Origin of the sequence: Rhodococcus sp. ACPA1 (genome assembly GCF_002300195.1) — a bacterium.
GTDB lineage: Bacteria > Actinomycetota > Actinomycetes > Mycobacteriales > Mycobacteriaceae > Rhodococcus_F > Rhodococcus_F opacus.
The window spans coordinates 1-17,326 of the sequence record NZ_NSDX01000013.1 but is presented as its reverse complement, the minus strand read 5'-3'; the positions used below and the strand labels follow the sequence as shown (position 1 = coordinate 17,326).

Sequence of the window (17,326 nt, the reverse complement as noted above, 5' to 3'; positions counted from 1 at the left end):
GCCGCCACGTCCACTGATTGCCCGCACCGACGAGAGGAACGAATTCGCCCCGGTCCTGATGGGCCCGCAGCGGCGGACGCGTTGCGCCGCAGCACCTCTGCTTTTTGCCACATCATCACCAGGTCAGGCCGAACCGTCCTCGACTGCCGCCCGATCATCAGTGCTCGACCTCAGCGGGTCGCCAGAGGAAGGAACACTCTCGCATGAGTATTACCGGCAACCGATGCAATCCCGGCGCCGATCACTGCCGGGGGCGGCCAGCCTTGCCAACGCCTGCGCGAACACCCGACGATGCTCAAACTGCACGATATTGCCGGCGAAGCCCTATCGAGAATCTCAGGCTGCGCCCAGCATGACAACCAGTCGAGGCGACCGAAGCCCGCCGGTTGGAGGGACGGTTCCGGTTCGCTTGCCTGCCGCCACCCCGGCTTGAAGCTCATCGGCCCCACGGTCGACGTCGACCTCAACCGTGACCAATGCGGCCCAACCTCTCAACGACGAACGGGACCTCCAGGATTCTCGGATGCCGCTTTCCCACGAACATGTGACATCAGAGTCCCAAGTATGCTTGGCGCACACTCGGATCCGAGGCGAGATCAGCCGCCGTCCCCGCACTTACTATCTCTCCGTGGACCGCGACGTAGCCTCGGTCGGCGACACCAAGCGCCAGTCCCGCATTCTGCTCGACGATCAACACGGTGACGCCGTCCTGTTTGAGTCTGCGAATGATTCCCGCGACATCTTCAACGATGTTCGGGGCGAGTCCGAGTGAAGGTTCGTCGAGCAGTAGGAGTCGGGGTTCAGCCATCAGTCCGCGGGCGATCGCGAGCATCTGCTGCTGGCCGCCGCTGAGTGAGCCCGCGGGCTTCCGGAGATGGTGACGCAACATGGGGAACTGGTCAAGGATGGAATCGAGATTTGTCGTGACGCTCTGGGAATTCCGCAAGTAGCCACCCATGCGCAGGTTCTCCAATACACTGAGCCCGGGGAAGACCATTCGGCCTTCCGGGACATGCACGAGTCCCGACCTGACAATACTCGCGGACGAGGCGCCCGTGATGGACTCGCCCCTGAACTCGATTGTCCCGCTTTGGGGCCGATGTAGTCCGGACAAGGTGCGTAATGTCGTCGATTTCCCTACGCCGTTCGAGCCGAGGATCGTGACGACCTCTCCCTCTTCGACTTCAAAGGACATGTTCCGCAAGACTGATGCGTTGCCGCGTCGTACACACAGGTCAACGACCTTCAGCAGCACACTCATTTGTCTCCCCCCAGGTATGCACGGATCACGGCTTCGTTCTGCGAAATCTCCGACGGCGTTCCCTCGGCTAGGAGTTCGCCGGCGTCGAGGACGACCAATCGGTCAGAGACAGACATGACCAAGCCCATGTTGTGCTCGACCAGACAAACCGAGATCCCCAGCGCCCCACGCAAGTGCTCCAGGTCGCTGCGCAGCTGGCGGACCTCCGCGCCGTTCAGACCAGCCGCAGGCTCGTCGAGGAGCAGGACTGTCGGCCGCGTACAGGCTGCGGTGACAACGCCAAGCCGTTTGAGTTGCCCATAGGAGAGGTCGCCCGCACGGACGTTGCGGAAGGCGAGGAGGCCGAACTGGTCAAGATGCTCGTCGATACGACTGCCCTCGTCCCCTCCACCTGATTGTTCACGTCTCGAATGCGTCGACAACGCGTTGACTGCGATACGGATGTTGTCTCGGACCGAGAGCGCCGCAAAGCATCGCGCCTGCTGAAACGTCCGCACGAGACCACGCTGAGCCCTCCGTGAGGGGGACCACTTTGTAATGTCGTTTCCCTCGAATGTCACTGTCCCCAGCTGGGGAACTGCAAAGCCCGAGAGCAAGTTGAAGGTGGTCGTCTTGCCGGCCCCGTTGGGGCCGATCAGGCCGAGGATCTCGCCCTTTCGGAGACTGAACGAGACGCCGTTTACCGCACGGACACCGCCGTATTGACGTACGAGCGACTCTGCGGTGAGCACTGCCTCAGTCATGCGCCATAGCTCCTGTCTGCGTTTCGAGTTCGTCGGTTGGCTTCTCGTCAGACTGATGCGCGGGCTGCTTTCCCGTCAGCTTGTCGATGCCCTGCTTGAGCAATCCGAGAATTCCCATCTGCGCGAACAGAACGATGACGATAAGCAGTGCGCCCGAGAGTGCGTCGCTGTAGTCGCCGCCCACATGAAGCCACTGGGTTAGCCCGATGTAGACCGCCGCGCCGACGAGGGGGCCGAACCGATAGCCGAGACCTCCCAGGACAACGCAGGCGATGAGGGTGACCGATGCGTGAAAACTGAAGAGGGATGGTGTGATGAACTTGAGCGTGAGGGCGTACAGCGAGCCCGCAAGCGAAGCGACCGCGGCGCTCAACATGAATGCCAGCACCCGGTATTTCAGCGGATGAACACCGAGAGACGCCGCCAGAGGCTCGTCCTCACGCAAGGCCACGACGAATCGGCCGGCTCTCGTGCGCTCGAGCCAGCCGCACAAGACAAGCGTCACTGCGTTCGCGACAGCCAGCAGTATGACCAGCCCCTTGTCGGAGCCGAGATCGAGGCTCCAGGAACCGATGGTGATTTCCCCAGGCGAGGCCGCGACGACCACTCCTGTCGTGCGCCCAGCCGGTTCCCAACTCGTCAGAAGTACGACGATCAGGAGCGAGGTGATCAAGGTCATTACCGCGAACGCAAATCCTCGAAGATTGAGTGTCACGTATCCCACGACCACGCTGAGGGCAACAGCCAACACCATCCCGACGAGTACGGCCAGCCAGAAGTTGATCTGTTCATCCTTGCAAAGGACCGCAACGCTGAACGCTCCTATTGCAGCGAATCCCATCTGCGCCAGGGATAGTGCCCCGGCGTAGCCCCAGATGATGTTCAGGCTGGTACCCCACAATGCCCAAGCCAGGATTAATGCGGCCACATACACGGCCAGTGAATCACCGAAGGTGCAGAAGGCAGCAACCGCCAGGGCAAAGGTCAGCCACGCAACGATCGGTGAGGAGAAGTGCACCGCGAGCCTCTTCACAGTCTGCTCCCTTGAGCGGTCGAAACAATTCCCGTGGGTCGGAAATAGAACACGACGATCAACAGGCCGAAGGTGAGCACCTGTGCGGCCGTTCCCGACCACAAAGAGATGCCGATCGACTCGATCACTCCGATGAGTAGACCTCCCACAACAGCGCCTAGTGGACTGCCCGCCCCGCCGACAATCAGTGCGATGAAACCGACGACCAGCAGTGAGTCGCCCAAGACGGGTTCGACCGGCAATATCATTGCGATCAAGGCCCCAGCCAGGGCAGCGAGCAAGGTGCCCACCGCGAACGCGAGGTGCCTGATCCGTTCCACGGACACACCCATGAGTGACGCGGCCTCAGGACTCTCCCCGGCAGCTCTCAGGGCGACCCCAGCCTTCGTACGCTTGAGGAAAAGTGCGATCGCGACCAAGATGACGATGGTCGCCACCATGACGAACAGCCGTGTGGCCGGCAATCGCACGAAGCCGAACTCGATCACCCCTGATACCGGAGGCGGAATGTCCCGGGGAGTGGGTCCCCACACCTCGTGAAGTACGTTCTCGACGATTGCGATGAGGCCGACCGAGATGAGTAGGCCGGTAATCGGCGCAGCCCGAGCTCGCGCAAAGAGGGCGACGTCGAGACCGGCACCGATAGCGGTCGCTGCCACTGCCACACATGCCACTGCCAGCCAATACGAGCCAGTCGCGGTGTATAGGGCGAACGTGGAGTACGTGGCCAAGAGCAACAGCTGCCCATGGGCAAAGTTGACGATGTCGAGAAGGCCGAATATGAGCGTTAATCCGAGACCGATGAGGGCGTAGATCGATCCCGTGGTGAGACCGTTCACGATGACGGTCAGCACTTGATCCAGAGACATAGGGTCTCAGGTCCTTCCTATCGTGGGGAGGTGTGTCAAGGCCGCCGCAGGGCGCGCGGCCTTGACACACGGGATCCTCTACTCGCTGCTACGCGTCTTAGGTTCGATCAGCGCATACTCGGAGATCTGACCTGCGTTGACGAAGCCAACCTGGCTGCTGTGGAAGGCGTGGTGCTTTGCATCGAATGTCATGTCGATGGTGCGGCCCTCGTAGTCGCCCGCCTCGTCGGTGGTCATTGCCTTGGAGATCGACGTGAGGTCGTCCGTGGTTCCGGCAATCTCCATGGCCTTGGCGAGCATGCGAATCGACTCGTAGTACAGGACGCCCCACGAGGACCCAGATTCGGTTGGCGGCGATCCGTACCTCTCGGCGAACGCGTCACGATATGCCTGCACGTCGGGATCGTCGGTCACATCGACAGCTCGACCACTGAGGGCCACCACGCCGTTCGGAATGCCTGGGTTGTCGGCGAAGGCCTTGCTGGACACTCCCGACGTTCCGACGAACACCGGCTGCGTGAAGCCTGCTTCGACGGCTGCCTTGAGGATCGGCGAAACCATGGAGTCGACATAACCCGCGAAGACCATATCCGGATCAGTGCGCTTGATCTTGTCGATGTATGGAGCGAAATCCCTTGTCGCGGGATCGAAGAAGTCGTCGTACACGACCTTGATTCCGCGTTCCTCCAGAGCCTTCACGATGGCTGCCTGCTGGGCCTCGCCAGATGCGTCCTGCGCCATGACCACCGCGGCCGTCTTAGGGGCGTACCTATCTGCGGCAGCCTCGACGACCGTCGGGAGTGCATAGGGGAAGTCCAACTTTGGCATGAAGAGGTTCGCACCCTTGTCTGTGCCCAGGTGCGGAACCGCAGAACTTGCGATCGTCAACATGAGGGTGTCGTCCGTATTGCGCGTGCTCTCCAGAATGGGACCGGCGAGTGTGGCCAGAGCGGGCGCAAAGATGAACTTGCACCCTGCCTGCTCGAACCGCTTCTGTACCGCGAGGCCTGTTTCGGGATTCGACTCATTGTCTGCGACGACCAACTCGAACGGGACCTTTTTACCGTCGACGATCAACCCATCGCCGGAGTTGATCTCCTGAGTTGCGACCTCCAAGCCCTGCTCAAACCAACCGCCGAGGCTCGCGGCCCCGCCGGTCTGCTCAACACTGGCGCACAGCTTGACGCCGCCCTCTCCGGAAGCGCCGGCGAGGTCGCCATCCCCACACCCGCTCAACAGCGCCGAGCACATTGCTGCTGCAACCATCGTTGGTACCACGGGACCGGTTCGTTTCATCGGGGTTCCTCTCGTCGGCGGCAGCTGGCAAGAAACATGCACTGCAATCGCCGCGTGTGTTCAAATAGTCGCACGGGTGGACAATATATCGCCCGTCACATCGGGCCGTCAACGCTGGTAACAAGGCGATCAACGTGGTAATAGAAGGAGAAGTGAGATGTATTGGAGTCGGGTCGGAGGTGCCTATAGCGTCGCGCCCGCGGCCCGGAAGCGCAGGGGCTGAACGGCCCGATGGCATACCTATCGATCCCGCGTGGCATCCTGGGGCGAACGCAGTGGGGGCGACCATCTCATCGGGGTGGCATGAGTGTGCAGGTCCGTATGCCCACACGGTCGCATTGTCCGAGGACGCGACACCCCGGCAATGCACGTCTCGCCATAGGTCGTCGGCGTCTACCGGGACGCCGTCTATCCGAGAGTGGATCGATGAAATCGGATTTTGTCCGAAACCGCTTGTTGCGAAACATGTTCAGCGACTGTGGAAGGAACAAGGAATCGTAGAAGCGACGCGGGTCACTGTATAGGTTGGGGAATGGTATTCGAAATACACTTCTCGGGTGAACGGGACGAACCATGCGTGCTATATGACGAATGATCTACACGGAGATGCTCGAGCCAGGATCGGTTGTCCACTAGACGACCACATTTCCTTGCAGATCCATATCGGGGACAACATTTTCCAACGTGAGTAGTGGCTTTTGGCTGACGCGTTGCAGGGAAGGACCACCACCGCTCAGTAGCAGTGGTTGGTCGCCCAACCACAGTCCTGTGCCCCGGTGTCAGGTGAGTTCGAGTCTCGGGTGTTGCCGACTATCGATCAGGCCCCTGCTGGTGCCGCTGTTCGATGAGCCAGGCGGCGATCTGTGCTCTCGAGGTGTAGCCGAGCTTAGAGAGAATCCGTTCGACGTGACCCTGCGCTGTACGCGGCGAGATGAACAGCTTTGCGGCGAGTTCCCTGTTGGTCAGTCCCTCGGTGACGAGTTCGGCGACTTCGCGTTCGCGTCGGCTCAGGGTGCTTACTTCTGGAGTTGGCCCAACAGGCACGGGTTGTTCATCGAATGCGTATCTAGCGGCATCGCCGACACTCAAAGCATCGCCGTGCCGGAACTTCTCCTCGAACTGGCGGTCGCCGAGCGCCCGGCGAGCCTGTTGTTCGCAGTCTCCGTGGTATCTCAGAAGAGTGAGATGGCTGGCCATGGTTCCGCCAACCTCCCGCCAAATTCCGGCGGCGGCACCGAGGAGGACAGCGGCGCGCTCGGGATTCTGGCGAGCTTCGATCCACGCCAGGGCTTCCAGGCTGCATCCGATGCCGAACGAGTCGTCGGCTCGAGCCGACTTCCGGATTCCCTCTTCGATGACCGCTCGTGCCTGGGTCAAATCGTCGTCGCACCACCACGCCCAGGCCCCAATTATTGCGGAGCGCCCGCAATACACGACGTCGCCGAGTGTTCCGGCAAGGGCCAGCATTCTCTCGTGGCAGTCGCGTGCCTTCGGTGCGTCGCCAAGCGACATGTACGAGAGCCCTTTGCCCAGTAGGCTCCCGACGTGAAAGAAGATGCCACCCTCCGTTTCCTGCGCGGCGCCGATCGCCTCCTCGAAATGTGTCACGGCCGATTCGGAGTCGCTGTTGTAGAGGGCGAGGAATCCACGGACGTACCCCTGGAGCGCGCGCATCGAGCTGTCACCGAGTCGGTCCCAGAGGGAGTCGGCGCGGGCCAGCAGGACCAAGCCTTGGGTCGTGTCTCCCTGTACTCCCGCGAAGAGACTGGCCAGGTACAGGGCTTTCGTGAAATCCGCGCTGGGTTCGTCGGCCGCGACGTCGAGGAGCCGGTCGAGCCAGAGCCGGCCCTCCCGGAGGTATCCGCGGGAGAGCCAGAACGGGAACAACCCGACCGCCATGCGTAGGCCGGCGTCGAGTTTGTCTGATTCGGATAGGAAGAATTGAAGGACAGCACGAAGATTCGGCTGTTCCTGGTCGAGACGGTGGAGCCAGTGCAGCTGGCGCGGACTGATGGTCTCGGTAGCTGCCCGCAGAATCAGCTGCTGGTACCAGTCTTGAAAACGTCTGCACAGGTACGCGTATTCGCCCGTGGGTTGCAGTTTTTCGTCGGCGTACTCCCGTAGGATGTCTAGCAAGCGATACCGGACCGCGTCGCCGGCCTCTTCCCGGACCAGGATCGATTTGTCAACCAGTGAAGTCACGATGTCGAGGAGGTCGCCTCCCCGATCGTCGTCGGCGCAGATGGCCTCGACGGCGTCGAGTTCGAAGCTGCAAGCGAATACCGCTAACCGTGCCCACAGCCGCTGCTCCTGTGGGGTGCACAGCTCGTAGCTCCAGTCGATCGACCACCGCAACGTCTTCTGCCGGGCGGGTGCGGCACGGCTACCACCGGTGAGCAGTCGGTATCGATCGGTCATGCGGTCGAGGATCTGGTACACCGACATGACTCGCAGCCGGGCTGCAGCCAATTCTATCGGCAACGGTAGACCGTCCAGGCGAGCGCAGATCTGCGCCACCGCCACCTGGTTGTCTTCGGTGAGTTCGAACGTGGGCACGGCGGCGACGGCCCGTTGCACGAAAAGCGCGACCGATTCGTAGCTGGTCAACCCGCGAAGTGAGGACTCACGGTGTGGGTCGGGGGTCTGCATCGGCGGAACTCGCATCACCGCTTCCCCGCTTAGCCTGAGCGGCTCCCGACTCGTCGCAAGGATGCGTGTTCTCGGACAGGTCCGCAACAAGGTGTCCGTCAGCGCCGCTACTGACTCAAGCAGATGCTCACAGTTGTCGAGCACCAGCAGCAGCCGTTTCTCGGCTAGGTAATCGGCCAGCAGGATCAGAGGTGCTTCCGCTGATTGGTTCTTCAGTCCTAGGACGTCCAAGACGACACTGGGTAATAGTTCCGGATCGGTGAGCTCGCCGAGCTCGATCAGCCAGACTCCGTCGGTGAACGCGCGCCGTGAGTCGGTTGCGATGCGCAGCGCGAGCCGGGTCTTCCCGACGCCCCCGGGTCCGGTCAGGGTCACCAGCCGGGACGTGGACAGCATCTTCTTCGCTTCGGCCACCTCATGGCGGCGGCCGACGAAACTGGTTAGCTCCACCGGCAGGTTTCCACCCTTCCCTCGGACGCGGACTGGCACCGAGTTGCCCGATCCGCCGCTCGATCTCGTCTTCGTGGTCGGCGGCGCGGGAACCGGGGTGTGTACGGCCGGGGGGCCGGCTCGATTGGATTCGTAGTTCATGGAAACTTCGCTGTTCTCGGTGGCTCTGGCATGTCGGCAAATCGGAGAGTCCGGCGACTGGAGCACCCCGGAGGCGTTCGACACCGGAAGCGACGGCGCGGCGGTTCTGCGGGCTGGGGCAATGGACTGCTCTAATAGATTACTGACGTCGCTGGGGACGTCGTAAGTGCGAAGTGGGGTTGGTTCGTGAACCGCAGGAACTGAGCGACCCCTGCGCAGCCTGGTCGCGTTCGCGGGTGTACGGATGCACTCGCCTTCTCCGCCTGTGTGACCCCACTGATGGGCATGTGTGTTTTCCCTCGTTGTGCGCGGACGCGATTCCAGCCTGCGACCGACCCGTAACGGCGGCGGGTCTCGGAGCTCCGGGCCGGCTGCACGGGTAGAGAGCAGGGATCAGGATCGAGTCCACTGGGGTTGCCTGGCCGCTCGGGACGGTGTTGACACTCTGCATACCCATCGACCCGAATGGCGGTCCCGTCCAATACGGATCTGCCCAGCGAAGTCGACGAGGAGAGGACGCACGGTGTTACCGATAGACGCGGGCGGCCGGGTGGTTCGAGTGAACCACCCGGCCGCCCTGTGGCAGAACGTGGGCAGGTGCACACGTCCCACTTCAGTCGTTATCGAAGCGACCGCAGGCCCACTCGAATCTCGTCTACAAGGTGCTGTGGCTGCTCCCAGGCCGCGAAGTGCCCGCCCTTGTCCAGCTTGTTGTAATGGATGAGGTTGGGATAGGCCTTCTCTGCCCAACTGCGCGGTGCCTGATAGAGCTCGTCAGGAAAGACGCTCACGGCAACCGGGATGGAGACGCTACCGGCGGCGAAGAACGGGGACTTGTTCTCCCAGTAAAGACGAGCCGCTGACAACGCCGTGTTCGTCAGCCAGAACAGGGTGATGTTGTCGAGTACATCGTCTCGCGTCAGTCCCTCGGACTGTCCGGCGAAGACTCGCGAGATCAGCGCCAAACTCGCCGGGTCGTGGTCGATCATGAAGGACGCCAGACCGACGGGCGAATCCGCCAATCCGATCAGTGTCTCCGGCCGCGACCCCATCTCCACGGCGTAGCCGATGTGCTGATAGAAGAATGCCAGCTGGTCGCACGCGGCCTGTTCGTCGTCGGACAGATCGGATGGCACGGGATGCCCGGTGAGGAGCGCCTGGTCGATCTCGGGTGGAACCACCTTAGCCATGTTGGTGTGAATGCCGAGCAGTTCCGGCGGCGCCTGCACTGCCATCGCCTCTGTCACGATCGCACCCCAGTCCCCGCCTTGCGCCACGAACCGGGTGTACCCGAGGCGCTTCATCAGCTCCACCCAGGCGCGTGCGATGCGGTCGGGGCCCCACCCGGTCGTCGTCGGCTTGCCCGAGAACCCGAAGCCGGGCATCGACGGAATCACCAGATGGAAGGCGTCCGACGCGTCACCACCATGGGCGGTGGGATTGGTCAGCGGGTCGATGATCTTCAGCTGCTCGACGATCGAACCGGGCCATCCGTGCGTGACGATGAGTGGCAACGCATCCTCGTGCTTCGAGCGGACGTGAATGAAATGGATGTCCAACCCGTCGATTTCAGTGATGTACTGCGGCAAAGCATTCAGCTTCGCCTCAACCTTACGCCAGTCGTATTCCGAGGCCCAGTACTGCGCCAGTGCCTTGCTCGTCGTGAGCGGTGTGCCCTGTGATTGATCTGCAACGGTTTCTTTTTCGGGCCAGCGGGTGGCTGCGATGCGCTGGCGAAGCGCCTCGAGTTCGGTCTCAGGGAACTCGACCGTGAACGGCCGGATCTCGGCGGCTTCGGATGTGAAGTACATGTGGGATTCCTTGCTGTGTTTGATTGGTGGTTGAGGATTGATGCCTCTGACTCGAGTGTGTTCTCCATGCATGGCGAACAGATCAGAGGAGGGAGGCCCGATGGGGAAGAAGAGATCATCGTCGAGGACGCCCAGATCGTCGCGGCGGCACTCGACGAGTGGGCAGCGATCACCCGAGCCCATCGAGACGGATTGCAACTTCGAGGGTTTAGAAAGAGATCACAGTGGGCGGCTCGGCTCCTCTCTGCTCTGCGGCTATGTAGTGGGCGTACCAGTCAGGCCAATTGGGGTCTGGTCGGCCAGCGCGCTGCTCATGCCCGCCGTAGGTGGCCTCAGCGCGCCGAAGTGCAGTGGCCAATTCGGCAGTGGTCCCGAATGATGTGGCGCCGGAATCGATTCTGGCCGCAATGCGAGTGGTCACTTCCTGCAGCGTCCAGGTGTTGCCGTCGGGATCGTGGAAGGTGGCGAACGAGTTGTAGCTGGAATGGTCGGGGTCGGCCCCGGGGACTGGGCCGTTCGCGGTGTAGTGGACGATGTCGCTGACATCGATTCCGGCTGCGGCGAGCTGTCGGTGGGCGGCGCTGATGTCGGAGACGATCAGGAAGGCTGTGGCGGAGCCGGGTGCGGCGGTGGTCAGGTCGGTGCCGAAGTGGATCGAGGTGGCGGAGCGGGGCGGGGTGAACTGGACCACGCCGGAGTCGGGCGGTGTGGCGTCTTGTCGCCAGCCGAGTTTCGTATAGAACTCGGTGGCGCGGGCGACGTCGGAGACGGGGAGGACGAGCACCTCGAGTTTCATGTCGATGGTCGTGACCTTCGCGGTGGTGGTGCGGGTTTCGGTCGTGCTCATGACTTCCTTCTGGGGATTTCTCTGGTGGGTGGTGACTGTGAGGTGAGAGATGGGGGACCACTGACGTTCGTCGGCTCCCACGGGGGCGATCGACGGTGCGACTGCCTACATTGGGGTGCTGCCGTTGTGCCAGCCGTCAAGGATTTGGTCGCCGATGGCGGGTTCGGCGCGGCGGTCCTGCCTCTGGTCGCGTTGGCGGTCGTGCTGGCGTTGCTGCTGCATGGTGTTGTCGTAGTCGCGGGGGATGTCGTGGGTGACTCCGGCGGTGACGGTGGTTGCGGGAGTAATGGCGTCTGCGGCGCCGGCGGGGAGGATCCCGAGTGCGGCGGTCGCTACTGCGGCAGTGGCGAACCGCTTCCAGGAGGAGATGCTGGTGTGCGAGATGTTCTGGTGAAGGTTTGTGCTGTTCATGCCGATAAGACTCGCAATTGCGCGGCGTGTGAGACGGCGAAGAGCTACGTGCTTCACTACCCGCCTTTACTACGCAGGTATGCCCGCAGTGGACCAGCGAAGCTATCGCTGAGTTCGGCCCTGCTCGCACCAGACGGCGAACTCGAAGGCGCGGAACGGACGGAATGGTCGGTAAAGCGTGCGACCACACCTCTCCGAGGAAGAGAAGGCTGACCGGTCTGTGCGGTCAACCGATCCGAGATGGGGCCGCACCGTGGGGAGTCAGGTCAGGGTGTCACCAGGCAGTGGGGAGCACTGTCCGAACTACGGCTTTCGGGACTCGATGCTCTCCTCGCGGGCGATCCAGGCGGCAAGCTGCGCGCGGGATCGGTGCCCGGTCTTCGTGAGGATGCGATCTACATGTCCTTCTGCGGTACGGGGCGAGATGACCAACCTTTCCGCGATCTCCTTGTTGGTGAGTCCCTCGGCCACCAGCTTTCCCACTTCTTTCTCGCGAGGGGTGAGTTTCACCTTCGCTGAAGGAGTGGCCGGCGTCGCCGGCTTGGACGTGCGCTTTTGCATCGCGAATTCGATCGACGCGAGGTGTTCGAGGCGTTCACCCGCCCGGGATTCTTTCTCGAACGCAGAGTTACCAAGCAGCTGGCGGGTGCGTTGTTCGTAACGAGTCCGTGTGCGGATCAACGTGTCGTTTCCGAAGAGTGGAGAGCTTCCCATCTCGCCGCACAGTGTGCGCCCGATACCGAGCAGGCGTGCGGATCGGACGGGGTTTCCTTCCTCGATCGCGATCCACGCGAGAATCTCGGTGCATGTACTCACGCCTAACCAGTCACTCAGTGACTGCTTCAGTTCGAGCGCTTCTTTCAACGAGTCCGAAGCTTGCGCGTACTTGCGCTGGGTCCAGAGGGCAAGTCCGCGGGCCCACAGCGCCCATGACGTCGAGAAGAGCTCCTTCAGCGACTTACCTGAGGCGATGGTTTCATCCGCCCAGGCAAGGGATTGTTCCAGGTTTCCGGACAGGCAGTGCACTAAAGAGAGCTGGGCGCCGCCCAGCAGTGTCAGAGAATTGACTTCCCCTGACTCGGCGTGATGTGCCATGCCGGCAGTGAGGTTCTCCAGTGCGACGTCGAGATTTCCGTTTCCGAGCATCTCCGCCGCGCCCCGGAACTGAACTGCAAACGCCTGGGCGGTTCGATCATCGATCGATTCCGCGACGTCGCTGCATTCCAGCAAATACTGTTTGGAGGTCGGGTTGTCGCCCTGAACCATGGCGTTCCACGCGATCACCCAGAGCGCTTTCGCCCTCTCGCTGCTCGGCTCCTGGTCGGTCTCCAAGGCTCGGGTCAGCCAGTATCGTCCGTCTCGTAGCAGGCCACTCGCGTTCCAGAAGAACCACAGTGCACCCGCCATCCGGAGACCGGTTCGGGCCTCCCCGGGGGTGGACAAGCAGTACTCCAGCGCCGAGCGCAGATTCGCCCGCTCGTGCCGGAGTCGACGGTTCCATTCCAGCTGACCTGATGCCAGTGACTGGCTCTCGCTGAGTACGGACAAATGCAGGAAATAGTCTCGATGATTCCTGCGCCACGCATTCGCGTCGCCGTGCTCGGCAAGTTTCTCGGCCGCGTAGTCCTTGATGCTTTCCAACAGTTTGTATCGGACTGTGGATCCGGATTGAACGGTGGAAATGACCGATTTTTCGACAAGACTGGAAATCAGGTCAAACGCGTCCGAAACGATGTTCGGATCGGTGCACACGCTCTCGACCGCATCGAAATCGAATCCGCCCGCGAAGACGGACAGCCGCGCCCACAGGACTTGTTCCTCCGGCGAGCACAGATTGAAGCTCCAGTCGATGGCGCCGCGTAGTGTTTGATGCCGCACCGGTCCGCCGCGGTTTCCTCGCGTCAGAATTTCGAAGAGTGCGCCCTCGCGCGACAGGACGCGGTCGAGGGGTAGGGACCTGATCCGGACCGCTGCGAGTTCGATAGCCAAAGGGATGCCGTCCAGCCGCTGGCACAGGCGGGCAACCTCCAGGCGGCTCTCATCGTCGAGGGTGTATCCGGGGACGACGGCTGCAGCGCGTTGCTCGAAAAGATCGACCGCCTCGGAATGAAAGCTCTTGGCGTTTTGTCCGTCGGCGAGTTGAGCTTCCTCGGGGACCGGCATGGGGGGTACCTCGAACACGGCTTCACCCAGCACGCCGAGAGGCTCTCGACTGGTTGCCAGGATCTGCACGCGGTCCGTCCGGCGAATAATCTCGGCGGCGACGCTTCCGCTCGCCTCGATCAGGTGCTCGCAGTTGTCCAAGACGATGAGTGCATGTCTGTCACTGAGGAATTCAAACAGATAGTGGGTGCCATCCGCAGTCATTCCGTCTCGGATGTCGAGCGCTTCGGTAATTGCGCTGACGACAAGGTCTGGATTGGAGGTTGCGGCGAGGTCCACGAACCAGACGCCGCCCGAGAAAGTTTTGCGCACCTCCGCGGCGACGCGGCAGGCCAGCCGCGTTTTGCCTACACCCCCAAAACCGGTAAGCGTTACTATCCGAGCATCCGATAGACGCGCCTTGACTGCGGCTACTTCTTTGCGACGTCCGACGAAACTTGTTACTTCGCGAAAGAATTCGTGTGCATGGGAGCCCAGTTGGTGAGCCGCTACCATCGCGTTGTCCTTCAGTTGCACGGCGCCCGGTTCGGTGTGCAGTGCCATCTCGTCGATGGGGAAACCATGGAGGCGTTGGGATGCTCGGAGTTGCTGACCAAGTTCCGTAGCGGAGGGTCGGTCCTCCGGGGTGCCGGTCATGGCACGTTCGATGATCACGCTGACGTCCTCGGGAACACCGTGCTTCCGCGGGTCCGGACCAGGCTCGGCGGCGATCCTCAGGAATTGGGCCACCACCTGCTCACCGCTGCGGCGTTCGAAGGCGGCGTGACCGGTCATCGCAGCGAACAACGTGGCACCGAGGCCGTAAACGTCGGCAGCAGCACTCGGGGGTTGGCCGGCCACCACCTCGGGGGCGGTGAACGCCGGCGAACCCGTCACGACGCCGGCGGTGGTTTCGAACCCGCCGGCGATGCGGGCGATGCCGAAATCCGTCAGCGCCGGTTCGCCGTAGTCGGTGAGCAGGATGTTCCCGGGCTTGACGTCGCGGTGGAGGATCCCGAGGCGGTGGGCGGTTTCGAGGGCACCGGCCATTTTCACCCCGAGTCGCAGCGCTTCGTCGAGCGGGAGTGGGCCGTGGCGGCGGATCCGCGCGTCGAGGGAGTCTTGGGGGTGGTATGGCATGACGATGAAGGGCCGACCGTTGTCGGTGACGCCGACGTGGAGGACATTGACGATGTTGGGGTGTCCGGTCAGTCTGCCCGCCGCGCGCTGCTCACGCAGGAATCGTTCCCGGTTTTGCTCGTCGAGGTCTGCGGTGAGGACCTTGATTGCCACGGTGCGGTCGAGCGCCGCCTGGGTGCAGCGGTAGACGACGCCGAAACCGCCGCGGCCGATCTCGTGTGCGTCCTCGAATCCGGCAGCTGCCAAGTCTGCCGAGATCGAGACCGAGCCCGACGCGTCGCGTTGCGTCGCGAACGGATCGATGTCGGTCATCGACTACATCGATTCTTCCGGTTCGAGCCGCTTTCGAAGAAAAGCACTGCTGCTGGCCTCTCGAGGGTGTACCTAAGGATATCGCTGCGCGGTCAATTTGGAAGTGGTGTCAACCGGCATACCTGTGGCAGCCGCGTTGAAACAAGTGATTGCTATTCGGGGTTCGGGGCGTCGGTGATGCGGTCGTGGATCCAGGTTTCGAGGTTCTGGCCGGCGGTGCGGCGGCAGCGTGGGCGCGGGTGTATTCGTCGTTGAGTCGGATGGGGATGTGGTGGGCGGGGCCTGGGGTGGGTTGCTGGTCCAGTCCGCGTCTGAGGTGCTCACGCATCTCGCTAAGGGGCAGGGATGCAAGGTCGGTGAGGATCTGAGCCCCGGTGGGGATGTTTGGCGAGCCACGCTTGGGTTTTCGGGTACTTGTGCGTGGCATCGTTGTCCAGGATCAGGTGGATCGTCAGTTCGTTGGGGACCTCACGGTCGATGGTGTGCAGGAACTCCACAAACTCCTGATGCCGGTGCCGGTGCCGGTGCCGGCACGGGGGTAAGGGTAGGCCTTGGCCGATCACTATGCCGGTGAGCACGTCGAGTGCCGCGAACAGGGTTGTGGTTCCGTGGCGTTGGTGGTCGTGGGTCATCGTCTCGCGGCGTCTTCTTTTCGGTGCGTCGACCAGCGCCGGCAGAAGGAGCTGCCACAAGGTCGCCATGCCTTCGAGCAGGTGGTCGGGGTCCTCGGATGCCGGACAGCAGACGAATCCCGTAGGCCATGGGCACTAACAGGAGTCCGAGCTCGTCGGGATTGCTGTCTCGCGCAGATCGCCCTCCGTGAGCACTCGGCCCGCGAGCTCTCGGCACGTCGCTATCCAGGTATCGAATGCCACCGTGCGTGAGCCTCCTCGGTAGTCACCGATTTCGGTGACGAGCCGGAACGCGGCACGGATCAATGATCGTCTCTTCCGTAACCGGCTATCGCATAAGAAATTTCGATGAGCGATTCGAAGGCGCGGGGGTGCGGTTGGCCCGCCGGCACCCCCGGTGCTATCTTTCGAGCGTTAGCTTCAGTTCTGGTCCGTTCGTGAATGTCATTAACAAGCCTTTCCGTTACTCGTCGTAACCCTAAAGCTTGTCCTCAGTTCCTATATCCCTCAGGTCTTTTCGATTCCGGGATGGGCACGGTAGGTCTGGTAAGGGTCGCCGTTCTCGTCGACAGCTACCACATCGGTTCGTCAAGGAGATGAAGATGTCCAAGGACCAACCCGCGGGCGTATTCGCCGGTGCGATGTCGCAGGCGGTCCCCGATGGTGATGCGGATTCGCTCGCGCCAATGACTTCAGCCGAGCCAGCTGCATCGTCCGTGGGCGCGATGAAGCTCCCGCAGTTCTCCGCCCGGGTGGACGCCGACTTGCTGCGGCAGGTGAAGATTGAAGTAGCCACCCGTGGGACGACGTTGCAGGCCGCGACTGCCGAAGCATTCAGGTTGTGGCTGTCCTCGAAGTAGGCACGTCGAGGACAGTTCTCGCCACCCCTGTCGGACGGATTCACGGTGAGTGTGGCGTGGTTCATGTCGGAATGGAACTGTTCTTCACTTTCGACTGAACCGAGCGCTGGATCTGCTTGGTTTGACGGCGGCCCGCATCTGACTTCCGGGGTGCGGGCCGTGTTCAGTGTGCGGCCGTAATTGTGCTGTGACCTGGTGTGATGACATGTCCCGGTTTGTGATGTGGGGGCGCCGGCGACGTGTCGGGGGAGTGTCGGCGCCGGGGTGACGGCAGGCGCGTGGGTGTCTGTTTCGTCTGGTTTTGAGGGTTTTTGAAAGATGTGGAGTGACAACAGGTTTCGGTAATCGATTGGTGAATAGGTATTTACGTGTGTTGTGCACAAACGGCAGATTGTAAGGTTCGAAATCTGTTGCTGATCAACAGATTTGGGTGTTTCGGGATTTTCGACTGTTTTGGGTGTGTGGGGGTGGGGTGGCATGCTGTGGGTATGACATGGAGCGGCGCGGAAGGCGAGTGGGCGGCGGGTCGGGCGTACCCCTCCCGCCCCCTCAGCCTCGTTGGGGTGTGGGGGACCGGATCGAACGGGGCGATCAAAAGTGCAGGTGAGGATCTAATCTCGGAAACTCAGAGGAGCGAAGCGACTCGATCGACGGCAACGGGAATGGACCCACTGCGAGCCGCGCAGCGGCTCCCTGGCGGGGAGCGAAGCGACTCGCCCCGTCTCCCGG

General features: G+C 62.1%; 11 protein-coding genes and 1 pseudogene. 1 reads left to right on the top strand and 11 read right to left on the bottom strand.

All coding sequences use genetic code 11. From position 1 onward, the window contains the following. Nucleotides 1-550 precede the first annotated feature (550 nt). The 11 genes and pseudogenes from CJ177_RS41275 to CJ177_RS41225 form a co-directional block, all read right to left on the bottom strand. Nucleotides 551-1,261 carry an ABC transporter ATP-binding protein gene (locus CJ177_RS41275; RefSeq protein WP_218835179.1) on the bottom strand — a complete coding sequence of 237 codons (711 nt, stop codon included), beginning with the start codon at nt 1,259-1,261 and terminating at the stop codon, nt 551-553. Continuing rightward, nucleotides 1,258-2,004, bottom strand: coding sequence for an ABC transporter ATP-binding protein (locus CJ177_RS41270; protein ID WP_095870432.1), 747 nt, complete (start codon nt 2,002-2,004; stop codon nt 1,258-1,260). Before CJ177_RS41270 ends, CJ177_RS41275 begins: the two co-directional genes overlap by 4 nt. Continuing rightward, on the bottom strand, nt 1,997-3,037 hold the full coding sequence (locus CJ177_RS41265) for a branched-chain amino acid ABC transporter permease (protein WP_179443405.1): 1,041 nt from the start codon (nt 3,035-3,037) through the stop codon (nt 1,997-1,999). Before CJ177_RS41265 ends, CJ177_RS41270 begins: the two co-directional genes overlap by 8 nt. Further along, nucleotides 3,034-3,906 (bottom strand): branched-chain amino acid ABC transporter permease, encoded by an 873-nt coding sequence (locus CJ177_RS41260; protein WP_095870430.1) that lies wholly within the window; start codon nt 3,904-3,906, stop codon nt 3,034-3,036. Before CJ177_RS41260 ends, CJ177_RS41265 begins: the two co-directional genes overlap by 4 nt. Nucleotides 3,907-3,984: 78 nt before the next feature. Next, nucleotides 3,985-5,202, bottom strand: a complete 1,218-nt coding sequence (locus CJ177_RS41255) for an ABC transporter substrate-binding protein (protein WP_095870429.1) — start codon at nt 5,200-5,202, stop codon at nt 3,985-3,987. A gap of 810 nt (nt 5,203-6,012) precedes the next feature. Further along, the gene (locus CJ177_RS41250) at nt 6,013-8,301 is read right to left on the bottom strand and encodes a LuxR C-terminal-related transcriptional regulator (RefSeq protein ID WP_257014931.1); all 2,289 of its coding nucleotides are present in this window, start codon (nt 8,299-8,301) and stop codon (nt 6,013-6,015) included. 761 nt (nt 8,302-9,062) lie between these two features. After that, nucleotides 9,063-10,253, bottom strand: coding sequence for an epoxide hydrolase family protein (locus CJ177_RS41245; protein WP_095870427.1), 1,191 nt, complete (start codon nt 10,251-10,253; stop codon nt 9,063-9,065). A gap of 208 nt (nt 10,254-10,461) precedes the next feature. After that, nucleotides 10,462-11,100 carry a VOC family protein gene (locus CJ177_RS41240; protein ID WP_095870426.1) on the bottom strand — a complete coding sequence of 213 codons (639 nt, stop codon included), beginning with the start codon at nt 11,098-11,100 and terminating at the stop codon, nt 10,462-10,464. A 105-nt stretch (nt 11,101-11,205) separates the two neighbouring features. Next, the gene (locus CJ177_RS41235; protein WP_095870425.1) at nt 11,206-11,511 is read right to left on the bottom strand and encodes a hypothetical protein; all 306 of its coding nucleotides are present in this window, start codon (nt 11,509-11,511) and stop codon (nt 11,206-11,208) included. A 303-nt stretch (nt 11,512-11,814) separates the two neighbouring features. Then, nucleotides 11,815-15,105, bottom strand: coding sequence for a protein kinase (locus CJ177_RS41230; RefSeq protein WP_095870424.1), 3,291 nt, complete (start codon nt 15,103-15,105; stop codon nt 11,815-11,817). A 377-nt stretch (nt 15,106-15,482) separates the two neighbouring features. Then, nucleotides 15,483-15,749: pseudogene (locus CJ177_RS41225) on the bottom strand (IS630 family transposase); the annotation flags it as partial. A gap of 590 nt (nt 15,750-16,339) precedes the next feature. Here CJ177_RS41225 and CJ177_RS41220 point away from each other — a divergent pair. After that, nucleotides 16,340-16,597, top strand: coding sequence for a hypothetical protein (locus CJ177_RS41220; RefSeq protein ID WP_095870682.1), 258 nt, complete (start codon nt 16,340-16,342; stop codon nt 16,595-16,597). Nucleotides 16,598-17,326: the final 729 nt, after the last annotated feature.